Source organism: Microbispora sp. CSR-4, assembly GCF_008033685.1.
Lineage (GTDB): Bacteria > Actinomycetota > Actinomycetes > Streptosporangiales > Streptosporangiaceae > Microbispora.
This window is the reverse complement of record NZ_VJVX01000097.1, coordinates 1-12,222: the sequence shown is the minus strand read 5'-3', so window position 1 is coordinate 12,222 and position 12,222 is coordinate 1. Positions and strand designations below refer to the sequence as shown.

The 12,222-nt window shown below is 70.2% G+C and carries 16 protein-coding genes; 12 read left to right on the top strand and 4 right to left on the bottom strand.

Annotation, left to right across the window (positions count from 1 at the left end; genetic code table 11):
* Positions 1-86 precede the first annotated feature (86 nt).
* Positions 87-698, bottom strand: coding sequence for a hypothetical protein (locus tag FLV34_RS37670; protein ID WP_147945415.1), 612 nt, complete (start codon positions 696-698; stop codon positions 87-89).
* Position 699: 1 nt separating this feature from the next.
* A complete protein-coding gene (locus FLV34_RS37665; protein ID WP_142650274.1) occupies positions 700-1,188 on the bottom strand; it encodes a DUF5946 family protein in 489 nt (162 codons plus the stop codon).
* 107 nt (positions 1,189-1,295) lie between these two features.
* Here FLV34_RS37665 and FLV34_RS37660 point away from each other — a divergent pair, with 107 nt between their 5' ends.
* The 4 genes from FLV34_RS37660 to FLV34_RS37650 all read left to right on the top strand — a co-directional run bounded on the left by FLV34_RS37660 (position 1,296) and on the right by FLV34_RS37650 (position 3,580).
* Positions 1,296-1,808, top strand: a complete 513-nt coding sequence (locus tag FLV34_RS37660) for an SRPBCC domain-containing protein (RefSeq protein ID WP_261986054.1) — start codon at positions 1,296-1,298, stop codon at positions 1,806-1,808.
* Between the two features lie 189 nt (positions 1,809-1,997).
* Positions 1,998-2,120: a hypothetical protein gene (locus FLV34_RS42985; protein ID WP_261986053.1), complete on the top strand. Its 123-nt coding sequence runs from the start codon at positions 1,998-2,000 to the stop codon at positions 2,118-2,120.
* A 41-nt stretch (positions 2,121-2,161) separates the two neighbouring features.
* Complete coding sequence (locus FLV34_RS37655) at positions 2,162-3,073, top strand: CDP-alcohol phosphatidyltransferase family protein (RefSeq protein ID WP_142650273.1); 912 nt, start codon at positions 2,162-2,164, stop codon at positions 3,071-3,073.
* Between the two features lie 57 nt (positions 3,074-3,130).
* Complete coding sequence (locus FLV34_RS37650) at positions 3,131-3,580, top strand: hypothetical protein (protein ID WP_142650272.1); 450 nt, start codon at positions 3,131-3,133, stop codon at positions 3,578-3,580.
* Positions 3,581-3,898: 318 nt separating this feature from the next.
* On the opposite strand, the gene FLV34_RS37645 is transcribed toward FLV34_RS37650, so the two are convergent.
* The gene (locus FLV34_RS37645; protein WP_142650271.1) at positions 3,899-4,240 is read right to left on the bottom strand and encodes a helix-turn-helix domain-containing protein; all 342 of its coding nucleotides are present in this window, start codon (positions 4,238-4,240) and stop codon (positions 3,899-3,901) included.
* A gap of 171 nt (positions 4,241-4,411) precedes the next feature.
* Here FLV34_RS37645 and FLV34_RS37640 point away from each other — a divergent pair, with 171 nt between their 5' ends.
* The 7 genes from FLV34_RS37640 (at position 4,412) to FLV34_RS37610 (ending at position 11,073) form a co-directional block, all read left to right on the top strand.
* Entirely contained in the window at positions 4,412-5,206 is a 795-nt protein-coding gene (locus tag FLV34_RS37640) for an NAD(P)-binding domain-containing protein (RefSeq protein WP_315985229.1), read from the top strand.
* A gap of 100 nt (positions 5,207-5,306) precedes the next feature.
* Positions 5,307-5,963, top strand: a complete 657-nt coding sequence (locus FLV34_RS37635) for a DUF1992 domain-containing protein (protein ID WP_147945414.1) — start codon at positions 5,307-5,309, stop codon at positions 5,961-5,963.
* Complete coding sequence (locus FLV34_RS37630) at positions 5,933-7,510, top strand: serine hydrolase (RefSeq protein ID WP_222709777.1); 1,578 nt, start codon at positions 5,933-5,935, stop codon at positions 7,508-7,510. Before FLV34_RS37635 ends, FLV34_RS37630 begins: the two co-directional genes overlap by 31 nt.
* A 43-nt stretch (positions 7,511-7,553) precedes the next feature.
* A complete protein-coding gene (locus tag FLV34_RS37625; RefSeq protein ID WP_142650268.1) occupies positions 7,554-8,228 on the top strand; it encodes a response regulator transcription factor in 675 nt (224 codons plus the stop codon).
* Between the two features lie 4 nt (positions 8,229-8,232).
* A complete protein-coding gene (locus FLV34_RS37620; protein ID WP_222709776.1) occupies positions 8,233-9,795 on the top strand; it encodes a sensor histidine kinase in 1,563 nt (520 codons plus the stop codon).
* A gap of 163 nt (positions 9,796-9,958) precedes the next feature.
* Complete coding sequence (locus tag FLV34_RS37615) at positions 9,959-10,612, top strand: DUF6461 domain-containing protein (RefSeq protein ID WP_147945413.1); 654 nt, start codon at positions 9,959-9,961, stop codon at positions 10,610-10,612.
* A 65-nt stretch (positions 10,613-10,677) separates the two neighbouring features.
* Positions 10,678-11,073: an ACT domain-containing protein gene (locus FLV34_RS37610; protein WP_142650266.1), complete on the top strand. Its 396-nt coding sequence runs from the start codon at positions 10,678-10,680 to the stop codon at positions 11,071-11,073.
* Positions 11,074-11,127: 54 nt separating this feature from the next.
* Here FLV34_RS37610 and FLV34_RS37605 read toward each other — a convergent pair whose 3' ends face one another.
* Positions 11,128-12,006, bottom strand: coding sequence for a pectinesterase family protein (locus FLV34_RS37605; RefSeq protein ID WP_222709775.1), 879 nt, complete (start codon positions 12,004-12,006; stop codon positions 11,128-11,130).
* On the opposite strand from FLV34_RS37605, the gene FLV34_RS42000 reads away from it, so the two are divergent.
* Positions 11,984-12,222, top strand: a 239-nt coding sequence (locus FLV34_RS42000; protein ID WP_222709774.1) for a hypothetical protein, incomplete at its 3' end; no start/stop codon positions are given. The two genes, FLV34_RS37605 and FLV34_RS42000, sit on opposite strands and share 23 nt — an antisense overlap.

The window sequence follows — 12,222 nt, the reverse complement described above, 5'->3', positions numbered from 1 at the left end:
GTCGGGGCCATTCGAATGACGAAGGCGCTCAGGATCGATGTCGAACAGATCCATCACACCTCCATCAAGCGATTCGAAAACTTGTATTAATTCTCTCCTCCCTCCGGAGCTTGTGCAAGATCAACTAAGAATCTCTTGGGATCACAGATTGAGGGAATCGCCCAGGTCACGGGGTAGTTCGCCGCGGCCGGGCGGGCCAGCCAGATGCTGTGGCTGGGCAAGCCATGCCAAGAGTCTCTGGCCGACGACCGCGAAGGCGGCCATTGAAGGTGGCTACCGAGATGCCGCGCTTGAGGCGGTCCCGCATCGGTGCCACCGAAGACTGGTAGCGCGCGGCCAGTCGGGCCGAAGAGGTCTCGTTGCAGGCCGTCCAGGATCGCGTTGAGGTAGCCCGCGACGAACGCACCGCCGACCTCGGAGGGGCCGACAGAGGTCTCGTTGGCGGCCCACACCGGGTACAGATCGTCCGGGATCGCACCGAGGTAGCCCGCGACGAACGCACCGCCGACCTCGGAGGGGCCGACAGAGGTCACAGGGGCGGCCCGGGTGCCGTAGCGCCGACCCTTGACAGTGGCGCTGGCCCCCTTCAACGCGACGGGTCCGGGAGTGAACCCGAGCACGGGCTCCACGGGCGCGAACTCGTCCTGCGTCGCGAAGAGCAAGCCGAGGCGAGTGAGTTCGGTGAGCCCCTTGCCCACATCAGCCCGTGAGGGTTCTCCAGGACTCCACGGTCGCTGCGGCGATGCTCTCGATGCGGCTGCCGTACGCCGGATATCCGTCGGCAACGAGGCTGCCGTCCCTGAACGGCAACCCGCAGAAGCCCGCACGGAAGGGTCCGGGGGACACACTCTGCGGGAGCGGCGTGTACGCCTCCAGCGGGGCCATGTCGTAGCCCGACCGCGATCCACGCCTGTTGCGCGCCACCTGATGCGCCGCGGCGCGGAGCAACGCGTCGAGGCCCTTGTCCAGGTAGAACTGCAGCAGGCGGAACTGACCGTCGAGGTGCTTCTCGTGGCCCCTGGCGGGGTGTTGCAGGAGATAGGCGCAGACCACGACCGTGTGCCACCTGACCATCTCGGGATCGGCCTGCTCCTCGGCCAGGATCGCGTGATAGTAGTCCGCGCACTCACCCAGCGGACCGGGGGTCGCGCCGCAGTCGCACCGGCCCGCACGGGAGCTGTCCGCCATGGCCCGCACCCTAGGCAACCGGCGACGGCCGCGTCTACGGCATTTCACGACTCCGAGAGCACTGCTCTTGACATGTCCATGCGCATGAGAGAGCATCGCTCTCGTTAATGAGCACTAATCTCAAGGAGCCGTACATGTCGCTGCTCTACTCGGGTCCGTCCCTGGCCGTGCTGCACGAGGAGTACGCCGCACGGGGACGCGTCGATCCCGACGCCCAGCTGACCTCCTCGTCCACGCTGGTCATGGACGCGCCTGTGGACCGAGTCTGGAAGGTCATGGCCGATTTGCGGACGTGGCCGTCGTGGGTCTCCGGCATCCGGATCCTCGAACTCGGCGAGGTGCGCCCCGGCGCGTCCTTCCGGTGGCGCCTGAACGGCGTGCCGCTGCGGTCGCGGTTCGCCGTGGTCGAACCCCTGCGGGAGCTCACCTGGACGGGCACCTTCCTCGGCTGCTATCGGGCCGTCGACAGGCACGTGCTGGAACCCCTGGATGACGGGCGCACGAGGGTCACCGTGGAGGAGTCGCTCGCCGGCCCACTGCTGCCGCTCTTCTACCGGGAGCCCATGCTCCGGGCCAACCACGAGCGATGGCTCTCCGATCTCGCTCGCGCCGTCGCCTGAGCCGCTCCGCGCCCTCCCGTCGTCCCGTACGGGGAAGAAACGCGGGTACACCAAAAAGGAAAATTCGGCTTTTCGGGTAATTCGAGCTACCCGGAGGGCCTGTGGAAAACGTCAGCGAGTGATGTCTGGTGATGCTTTGATGAGCGGTAGCGAAACAATCGCCGGTCAAAGGGCAAAATCATGTTTAAGATGCTTCTCCAGCAAATGGTGGCACTGCTCGACGAGGACGACCTGCACCTGGGCGACGATGCGCATGCGCTCGACCCGGACGACTATGCGGACGAAATGGACGATTTGGACGACGACTTCTGACGTTTTACCCAAAATCCCCCCATAATCTAGAAAGCCCCCAAATGACGTTCACGCTTCACGACGTACGCTCTCGGACATATAAGGCGCGCGACGCCTGGTGGACCGTTTTCCTGGTGGATCCCCTGGCGGGCCGGTTGGTGGTGACGACCGCCAATCGCACGTCCATCACCCCGAACCAGATCACCTGGGGCGCCTTCGTGCTCGGTCTGGGCTCGGCCTGGTGCTTCCTCCAGGCCGAGTGGCGGTGGCTGGTGGCCGGGGCCGTCGTCTACCACGTGAGCTTCGTCCTCGACTGCATGGACGGGAAGATCGCGCGGCTCAAGGGGACAGGGACGGTCCTCGGCGGCTGGCTCGACTACGTCTTCGACCGGATCCGGGTGCTGGCCTGCACCGCCGCGCTGATGTGGGGGCAATATCGCGCGACCGGGCAGGAGGTCTACCTGCTCCTCGGCATCGCCGTCGTGTTCCTCGACATGCTGCGCTATGTCGACGCCCTGCAGATCGCGAAGGTGCGGCGCCAGATGCGCCGCACGCTGCGGCTCGCCTACGAGGAGTCGGCGTCCGGGGGTGCGGCCGCGCTGCCGGCGTCCCTGCTGAACGACGACCTCGACGGCGACCCCGACGAGATCAGGGTCCGCCTGACCGAGGCCGTGGACCTGCAGCAGGAGTTCCGCAGCCGCTTCTCCTGGTATCCCGGCATGCGCGAGTGGCTGCGCGAGCACCGGATCCGCACACACCTGGTGAGCGGCATCGAGTTCCAGATGGCGGTGTTCATCATCGGCCCGCTGCTCGGCGCGGTCGTCCCGGTCACGATCGGCGCGGCCGCCCTGTTGCTGCTCTTCGAGGCCCTCATCATGTACAAGCTCGTGCTGTCGTCACGGGACCTGAACCGCGCGCTGGCCGCGATCCGCTCGTCCGCCGAGCCGTCCGCCTCGGGGACGCCCGCCGGTTGAGCGTCTCACCGCTGCTCAGACCGATAGAGGCGCCGTTGCGAGGGGTAGCGGTGGGACATGATGACCGAACGTGAGGAACCCACCGGCCTGCCCGATCCCGACCACCGCCGCCCCGAAGGGCTGGACGACATCACGGTCGACGCGCTGGGCAGGCTCAGCAAGGCGCTGGAGACGATCCACCGGGTCAGGGGCCACCTCTACTCCTTCCACCAGCTCACCGGCACGGCCGACTTCGAGCTGGACAACGCCGTACGGCTGCTGCGCCAGGCCGGGCACGACAAGTGGGCCGACCGGATCGAACGCGAGCTGATCGGCCGCAACGTCATCCAGGGTCGTTGGACCTTCCAGATCGTGGAGGAGTACGACGACGGCTACTACGCAACCTTCCAGGAGCTGGAACGCCAGGCCCGCAACGAACTGGCCGGAGGCCGCCGTCACCTCTACGAGGCCGAGCTGAAGCAGCAGCGGCGCACACCCGGGCAACCGGGTCACGAGACCACCCCATGAAACCCCGGTCCTCGGCTGGCCGACCACGAACTGTCACCGGCTGCGAGGGGCCGGCGCACGTCCAGGCTGCCCGCCGAGCCGGATATGCCCGCCCTCCCCGGCGGACGACGTTCCCGCCGTCAGGACGACGTGCCCGCCCGTCACCGGAGCCGGATCAGTGACCATCACGCCCGGCGAGGAGGTCCCCACACGCCGAGCGCACCAACGCCGCGCCGAACGCGATGGCCGAACCAGGTCAGTGGACCCTCACGCCCGCGTAGGAGGCCCCACGCGCCGAGTGGTGCCAACGCCGCGCCGAACGCGATAGCCAAGCCGGAGTCAGTGAGCGTCACGACCGCCGAGGAGGTGGTCCCGGCCCCACGCGCCGAGCGGCGCAAGCGCCTCGTTCAGCGTGACGCCGAGCGGGGTCAGCGAGTATTCGACGTGCGGCGGCACCTCGTCGTACACCTCGCGGCACACGATGCCGTCGGCCTCCATCTCGCGCAGGTGTGAGGCGAGCACCTTCTCGGTCACGCCCGGGAGCATCCTGCGCAGTTCACCGAAACGGCATCGGCGTTCGTTCAGCGCCCAGAGGATCGAGCTCTTCCACTTGCCGCCGATCACCTCCATGGCCGCGTCGATCCCGCATTCGGACGCTATCGGACGCCGCGCGGTCCGCATTGCCCATCCCCTCCCGGCTGCTTGCTCACCTCGGGGTAAGCACCCACTTCAAAGTGCGTACTTGATCCTCTCGGGGCTCGTGACCAGCCTAATCGGCATGACTCACACCGCTGAAAAGCCTTCGTTGTCCCTTCTCGGGCTGGGCGCGATGGGCGGCGCGCTCGCCCGTGCCTGGCTCGCCGCCGGGCATCCCCTGACCGTCTGGACCGCACCCCGGGGAAGGCCGAGGCCCTGGACGGCGCCCGCGTCGCCGCGACCGCCGCCGAGGCCGTGGCCGCGAGCGATTTGGTGGTCGTCTGCCTGCTCGACCACGCCTCGGTGGACGACGCCCTCGCCGACGCCGACCTGTCCGGCAAGGACCTCGTCGACCTCACCACCGGCACGCCGGAGGAGGCCCGCGCCCGGGCACGTTGGGCGCAGGAGCGCGGCGCCCGGTTCCTCGACGGCGGCATCATGGCGGTCCCGCCCATGATCGGGGTGCCGGGCTCCGGGGCGTACGTCTTCTACAGCGGCTCCCCGGCGGTGTTCGAGGCCCACGCGGACACGCTGGCCGCACCCGCCGCCACCGTCTACACGGGTGAGGACCCCGGGCTCGCCGCCCTCCACGACGTGGCGCTCCTCAGCGCGATGACGGGCATGTTCGCGGGTGTGTCGCACGCCTTCGCGCTCGTCCGGGACGAGATCCCGCCGAAGGCGTTCGCCGACCTCGTCGCGGGCTGGCTGCAGGCGATGGTCCCGTACGCGTACGGGGTGGCCGAGCACCTGGACAGCGGCGACTACACGAAGGACGTCACCTCCAACCTCGCGATGATGGTCAGGGGCAACGCGACCCTGCTGCGTACGGCCGAGGAGCAGAAGGTCAGCCCCGAACTGCTCACGCCGTTCATGACTCTCATGGCGCGGCGGCTCGCGGACGGCCACGGCGACGAGGGCACCACCGGGGTGATCGACCTGCTGCGGCCCTGATCCGGGGCCCTGATCCGGGGCCCTGATCCGGGGCCCTGACCCAGACATCGGCCCGCCGATCTCGGTGGTTATCCTCACAAGAGGATTGCGAGGTGAGGCCGTGACCGAACGCAAGCCCCTCGGAGTGAGCTTCGAGTCGTGGATCGACCGGCAGATTCGCGAGGCCACCGAGCGTGGCGAGTTCGACGACCTGCCAGGCGCAGGCAAGCCCATCCCCGGTCAGGGCAAGCCCCACGACGACATGTGGTGGATCAAGCAGAAGATGCAGGCGGAGAACCTGTCGTTCCCGCTGCCGGGGACGCTGGCGCTGCGCAAGGAGGCCGAGGAGGCGAGGGCGGAGGCGCTGGGCGCGCGCACCGAGGCCGAGGCACGCCGGATCGTCGAGGAGATGAACGACAAGATCCGCGACAGCTACCGCAGGCCCCTGTCCGGTCCGCCCGTCGTGCAGCCGCTCATCGACGCGGACGAGGTCGCCGCCGAGTGGCGGGCCCCTCATCCGGCCGCCGAGCGGAACCCCGCCCCCGCGCCCGCTCCCGAGAAGCGTCAGAGGCGTTCCTTCCTCCGGTGGTTCGGCCCCCGCTGCCCCGCCGAGGCCGCTGACCGGGCCGGGCGACCTGACGAAAGTCAGGTGAGGACCTCCCGATCGCCCGATGTGCCGCCCCTCCGGCCGCTCCTACCGTTCATGACCTGCGAACGGAAAGAGCTCGGAGGGGAAACTCGGTGCGAATGCGCAGGATCGCGGCGACCGCCGCCATAAGCGGTGTGCTGCTCACGACAGGACTGCTCATGACGGGACTGCTCATGACAGGACTGCTCATGACGGGACTGCTCATAACGGGATCGGGGGCGGTCGCCGCCACGACGCGGGCGGCGCCCTCGGACGGACGGCCCGGCCTGACCGCGGAGTCCGTCGACCGATACGTACGCGACTACATGCGGCGTACGGACCTGCCCGGCGCCGTGGTGACGGTCGTCAAGGACGACACGGTCGTGTACGCCGCCGGGCTCGGTCACACGGCCGGCGGCGAGGCGATCACCGCGGACACCCCCATGCCGCTCGCCTCGTTGTCGAAGTCGTTCACCGCCCTGGCGGTGCTGCGCCTCGCCGACCAGGGCAGGATCGACCTCGACGCGCCGGTGCGGCGTTATCTGCCCGAGTTCACCATGGCCGATCCCCGGGCCGGGCAGATCACCGTACGGCAGTTGCTCCAGCAGACCTCGGGCATGAGCGACCGGACCTTTCCCGAGCTGACGCTGCCCGCGCCGGACGACCTCAAGGACGCCGTCGCGATGCTCGGGACCGCGCCGCTCGCCGCCCCGCCGGGCACCCGGATGATCTATCACAACCCCAACTACGCGGTCGCGGCGCGGCTGGCCGAGGTGGTGTCGGGGACGCCGTTCGCCGACTTCATGGCCGCCACGGTGTTCAGGCCGCTCGGCATGACCTCCACCCGCACGGTGGACACCACGGAGGAACTGCCCGGCGCGGGCGCCGGATACATCCGCGCGTACGGCCGGCTGATCGAGCGCGCGCACCCGAAGTGGTTCGTCAACGGCTCCTACGGGGTCGTCAGCACCACACACGACCTGGGCAAGTGGCTGATCACGCAGAACGGCCACGGTGACGCCCTCCCCCGAGACCTCGTCACGGCCACCCAGACCCCGTCCGGCGTGGGCGGCAGCACGTACGGCATGGGGTGGTCGGCCGAGCGGACTGCCGGAGGGGCCCCGATGCTGCGGCACACCGGCTGGCTGCTCACGCACAACTCGGCGCAGACCCTCCTGCCCGCGAGCGGGTGGGGCATCGCGGTCGTCACCGACACCGGGATGATCTCCGGTGACGATGCGCTGATCATCAGCGACGGCCTGGTCGACATGATCGAGGGACGTCCCGACGCGCACGCCGTGCCGTTCACCACGAGTGCGGACCCCTGGCTGGGCGGCCTGTCGCTGCTCAACCTGGCCCTCGGCCTGACCGGGGTGCTGCGCTCCCGCCGCTGGGCCGCCCGCCGCGCGCGGCGGCGCACCTGGCGGATGGCCGCACGGCTGGCCCCGTACGCGCTGCCGGTCGCGTTCTATCTGGGGCTGGCGGAGCTGGCCGGGCTGCTGCTCAACCGGGTGGGCACGCTGGGCCAGCTCCCCTACGTGTGGCTCGCCCTCTACGTCTGGGCCGCCACCGGGGCGCTGGCCGCCGTCGCCGTCGTGGCCGCCCGCCTCGTCCACACCGCCCGCCTCGTGCACGCCGTACGGCTCCGGCGACGGGCCGTTGGTAGCGTCCCCGCATGGGCGAGCGAAACACACTAATCAGTCCACAAGGCGCAATAGGCCGGATTGAGGGAGAAACGCGATGATCCGCGTCCTGCTGGCGGACGACGAGGCGTTGATCCGCGCCGGCATCGCGAGCATCCTGGCCACGGCCGGTGACATCGAGGTCGTCGCCGAGGCGGCCGACGGGCACGAGGCCGTCGACCTCGCCCTGCGGCATCGTCCCGCCCTCTGCCTGCTCGACATCCGGATGCCGCGGCTCGACGGGCTCGGGGCCGCCGCGGAGCTGCGCCGGGTCCTCCCCGACGTCGCCGTGGTGATGCTCACGACGTTCAACGAGGACGACTACGTGACGAGCGCGCTCGGCTCCGGCGCGTCCGGTTTCCTCCTCAAGTCGGGCGACCCACGCGAACTGATCGCAGGGGTCCGCGCCGTCGCCGCAGGCGGCGCCTATCTCTCCCCAGCCGTCACGCGGCGGGTCATCACCCGCCTCCGGGAGCGCCCGCTCGGCACGGAGTCCGCCGCCCGCGCCCTCGTGGACGGGCTCGGCGACCGCGAACGCGAGGTGCTCGCCCTGGTCGGGGCCGCCCTGTCCAACGCCGAGATCGCCCGGCGCCTGCATCTCGTCGAGGGCACGGTCAAGGGGTACGTCAGCCAGATCCTCGCCCGTCTCGGCCTTCGCAACCGCGTCCAGGCCGCGATCCTGGCGTACGAGGCGGGTCTCGTGCCCGGCAGTCCGCTCGACCGGAGGGCGTGAGGTGGTGCGGCCGTCCCGTCTGCTCGACCTCGCGCGGTGGCTCGCGGTGTGGATAGCGGTGTGCGGGCCGCCCGTCGCGCTGGCCCTCGACGACCACGACGCCCGGGGGATGGCCGTGGCGGCCGTGGCCGTACCGCTGTTCGGGGCCGCCACGGCGGTGAGCCGGAGGTGGCCGCTGGCGGCGCTCGCCATCCCGGTCGCCGTGAGCCTGGCCCTGGACGCGCAGATGTTCGGCCCCCTGTCCTGGACGTGGGCGGCGCTGGTGGTCTTCGGCTACCTGGCCGGGCACCGGATGGCGAGCGCCCGCCCAGCGCTGTGGTTCTTCTCGGCCGTCGCCCTCGCGGGGTTGCCGCTGTCCGGGCTCGTCCTGCGCGACCTGTGGGGCTGGCCGACGCAGCTCGTCACGCTGCTGCTCGCGGTCGTGGTGCCCTGGCTGCTCGGTCGCTGGCGCCGTCAGCACGCCGAACTGGTCCGTACGGGCTGGCTGCTCGCCGACCGGCTGGAACGCGGACAGCAGGCCGTCGCCGATCGCGCCCGCCTGCGGGAGAGGGCGCGGATCGCGGGCGACATGCACGACTCGCTCGGTCACGACCTCACGCTCCTCGCGGTGCGCGCCGGCGCTCTGGAACTCGGCCCCGGCCTCGATCCGCGGCGGCAGGCGGCCGTACGCGAGCTGCGCGAGGCCGCCGCCGCGGCGACCGAGCGGCTGCGCGAGATCATCGGCGTGCTGCGCGCGGACGATGAGGACGTCGGCACACCCCCGCGTGAGGAGAGCGTCGAAACGATCGTCGAACGCGCCCGCGGCTCCGGTGTGCCGATCGTCATCGAGCATCCGGCAGGCGACGCCGGCGTCATCGACGGGCTGCCCCCGATGACCGCGCTCGCCGTACGCCGCGTGCTCCAGGAGGCGCTGACGAACGCCGCCAAGCACGCCCCCGGCGCGACCGTACGCGTCCGGGTCGGGTCCGACGACGGCGTGGTCATCCTCAGGGTGGTCAACGACCCCGCTCCGGCTGGGGCCCCGACCGGCGTGGCCTCGGGTGGTTCCGGTCTCGTCGGGCTGGCGGAACGGGTGCGGCTGGCGGGCGGCGTCCTGCGAGCGGGCCCGGTTCCCGGCGGAGGTTTCGAGGTCGCCGCCGAGCTGCCCGTCACCGGGAGCCGGGCGGCGCGCGAACAGGCGCGGACGACGGCAGGCCTCGGCGTGCCCGAGACCACGGCGGCCCGGGAGCTGCACCTCGCCCGGCGGCGGGTGCGGCTGCGGCTCGCGCAGGCGGCCGGGGTTCCCGTGGCCGTGCTGACGGGGATCTTCGCGCTCCTGATCCCCCTGAGCTTCGTCAGCTCGTCGTTCTCCGTCCTCGACCCGGCGACGTACGAGGGGCTGAAGGCGGGTCAGTCACGCCACGACCTGCGGCTGCCGGTGTTCACCCGGGACGGCGCGCCGGACGGCGCTCCCGATCCGCCGCCGGGCCAGGACTGCGTCTATTACACGATGACGGCCGATTCCGGCCGGGCCTACCGCCTGTGCTTCGTCCGCGACCGGCTCGTCTCGAAGACCCTCGTGCCATAAGCCTCGTGCCATAAGAGCTCTCGTGCCGTATGAGCGCATCGCGATGCTCCTGACGTCGGCGGCGTCCCGCTGCCGGATGACGGAAACGCGACGAATGGTCTCGGCCCCCGGTTTTTGTCGGCGGCGGCTGCCACGATGTCGTGAAACGACCAAGGGAGCCCAGGTGCCCGATCGTCTCGCCACCTTCCGGTGGCTGACGGCCCCCGCGACGGACAACGTGCACACCCCGCTGGGTGACGTCTTCAGCGTGTCGTTCTTCCATGGCCTGGAGCCCGCCGACGTCGCGGCCCGTTTCGAGCCGACCGCGGCGGCGGTCCGTTCGATGACCCTGGACGAGCTTCACGACGAGGTCGCGGAGTTCATCGAGGAGACCGACGGCGACGACGGCGGCGGATATGTCGGCATCACCCGCATCGGCGAATGGAGCGTTGCAATCGAGCCGTGCGGCCGGCACACCGCGCTGGGCGACAACCTGGCGCGCCTCGCCCAGGAGTGCGAGGCGGTGGCCGTCGGACGCCACGACTACGCCGAACACGCTTTCCTGTACGCCGTGGACGGCGAGATCGTCACCGCCTTCACGCCGCACGCGTCGGTCAACCGCTGGGGCAGCGACCCCGATCGGCTGAAGGAACCGATGCGCAGGGTCGGGCTGCCGCTGACCGCCACGGCCGGCAAGGCGGCCTGGGACACGCGCTGGGACGACGCGCTGCCGAAGGCGTTCGCGCTCGCCGCCACGATCACCGGGGTGACCCTCACCCCGCGCTCCTTCGACGGGCCGCTGCTGGTGGCCCCCATCACCGAGTGGGCCCAGGTCTAGACGCCGGCGTCCTGGCGGGTGTCTTGTCCGGGTGTCTTGTCGGGGGGCTCTGCTACACACGTGTCATGACCTCACCCGCCGCCCAGAAGCTCGGCATCGTGCCGTCCGTGTTCGCCGTCCAGCACCTGCCGCAGGCGACGTTCCCCGAAGACGACGACTGGATCGCGCTCGTGCGCGCCCCGGAGGGCCTCACCGTGATCCGCGAGGCCTGGCCGACGGGCTCCGGTGAGCGGTGGATCGGCCTGTACGGCGGGGGCACCGGACACGCGCTCGACGTCCCGGGCATGCTGGCGGCCATCGTCGGCCCGTTGGCCGAGGCGGCCATCCCGGTGTTCGTCGCCTCGACGTTCCACGCCGACCTGGTCCTCGTGCCCGAGCCGAGGGTCAAGGAAGCGGTCACCGTCCTGGAGGAGGCGGGCCACCAGGTGGACACCCGCCACCTGCACGCACCCGGCTCGTAGCGCTCGACGTCGTCGTCATCCGGGGATGCCGGACGGCAGGCGAAGCGAACGCGTTCAGCCGATCGGGTTCCAGCCGTCGGATCCGGCCAGGTACTTCTGCGGGGTGTAGTTCGCCGCCTGTGAGTCGCTCATCTGTGGGCGGTTGGAGTTCACCGTGGCGCCGGCTCCGGTGTTCCGGTATTCGAAGAAGCGGGCATTCTTCCAGGAGTTGCCGGACATGTCGGTCCAAGGCTGCGAGGTCTTGATCGTCGAGCTGAGCGACGATTCCCGATAGAGCACCTGGGCGTCAGGGCCCCAGGGCCTCCCGAGCTGGGTGGTGTTTCCGGTCGCGCCGGTGATGCGGGACCGGTAGACGAGGAAGCCGTAGGTCTTGGCGGCGTCGGTCCTGGCGGCGGTGATGGGGGCGCCGCTGCTGCGCTTCTCGTAAATGTCGCAGTCGTCGAGAACCGCGGTGCCACCGCCGAAAATGAAGTCGACGGTGCCCTCGATGTAGGAGCTCTTGACGTAGGCGCGGGCGGAGTCGTTGATCAGGAAGGTGTCCTGGTCGCCGAGCAGGCGGACGTTCGACAGGACCGCCCGGTCGGCGTTGAGGTTCAGCGCGACGGCCTGCTGGTTGACGGTGCTGCCGTCCTCCACGTAGTCGTTGGAGATCGTCAGGTTGGTGAGGGCGGAGTCGTGGCCGTTCACGAACGCGGTGGCGCCGTTGAAGGTGCCGCCGTTCCCCCCGGCGTAGTGATTGTTGACGATCACTACGTCCCCGGGCGACGAGCCCAGACCCTGCAGCGTGATGTACGGCTTGTTCGCCGGGATCGTGACGATCTCCCGGTAGGTGCCCGGCTTGATCGTGATCACCTTCCGGCTGGAGTTGCCCGATGCCACGGCGTCGATCGCTGCCTGCACGGTCCGGTAGGTGCCGGTTCCGTCGGCGGCCACCGTGGGCTTCCCACCGGTGGGCGACGGCGAGGGCGAGGGTGAAGGCGAGCGCGTGGGCGTGGCGGAGGGCGAGGGCGAGGGCGTGGCGGAGGGCGAGGGTGAGGGTGAGGGCGTGGGGGTCGGCGAGGGTGATGAGGTGGTGATGGAGCCGGTGCAGGTGACGCCGTTGAGCGTGAACGACGCAGGCTTGGGGTTGGACCCCGACCAGCTGCCGTT

Bases quoted from the DNA above. Each gene is read 5' to 3' on its own strand.
- FLV34_RS37665 (WP_142650274.1), bottom strand. From the start codon at position 1,188: ATGGCGGACAGCTCCCGTGCGGGCCGGTGCGACTGCGGCGCGACCCCC.
- FLV34_RS37660 (WP_261986054.1), top strand. From the start codon at position 1,296: ATGAGCACTAATCTCAAGGAGCCGTACATGTCGCTGCTCTACTCGGGT.
- FLV34_RS42985 (WP_261986053.1), top strand. From the start codon at position 1,998: ATGCTTCTCCAGCAAATGGTGGCACTGCTCGACGAGGACGACCTGCAC.
- FLV34_RS37655 (WP_142650273.1), top strand. From the start codon at position 2,162: ATGACGTTCACGCTTCACGACGTACGCTCTCGGACATATAAGGCGCGC.
- FLV34_RS37650 (WP_142650272.1), top strand. From the start codon at position 3,131: ATGATGACCGAACGTGAGGAACCCACCGGCCTGCCCGATCCCGACCAC.
- FLV34_RS37645 (WP_142650271.1), bottom strand. From the start codon at position 4,240: ATGCGGACCGCGCGGCGTCCGATAGCGTCCGAATGCGGGATCGACGCG.
- FLV34_RS37630 (WP_222709777.1), top strand. From the start codon at position 5,933: ATGCGCAGGATCGCGGCGACCGCCGCCATAAGCGGTGTGCTGCTCACG.
- FLV34_RS37625 (WP_142650268.1), top strand. From the start codon at position 7,554: ATGATCCGCGTCCTGCTGGCGGACGACGAGGCGTTGATCCGCGCCGGC.
- FLV34_RS37610 (WP_142650266.1), top strand. From the start codon at position 10,678: ATGACCTCACCCGCCGCCCAGAAGCTCGGCATCGTGCCGTCCGTGTTC.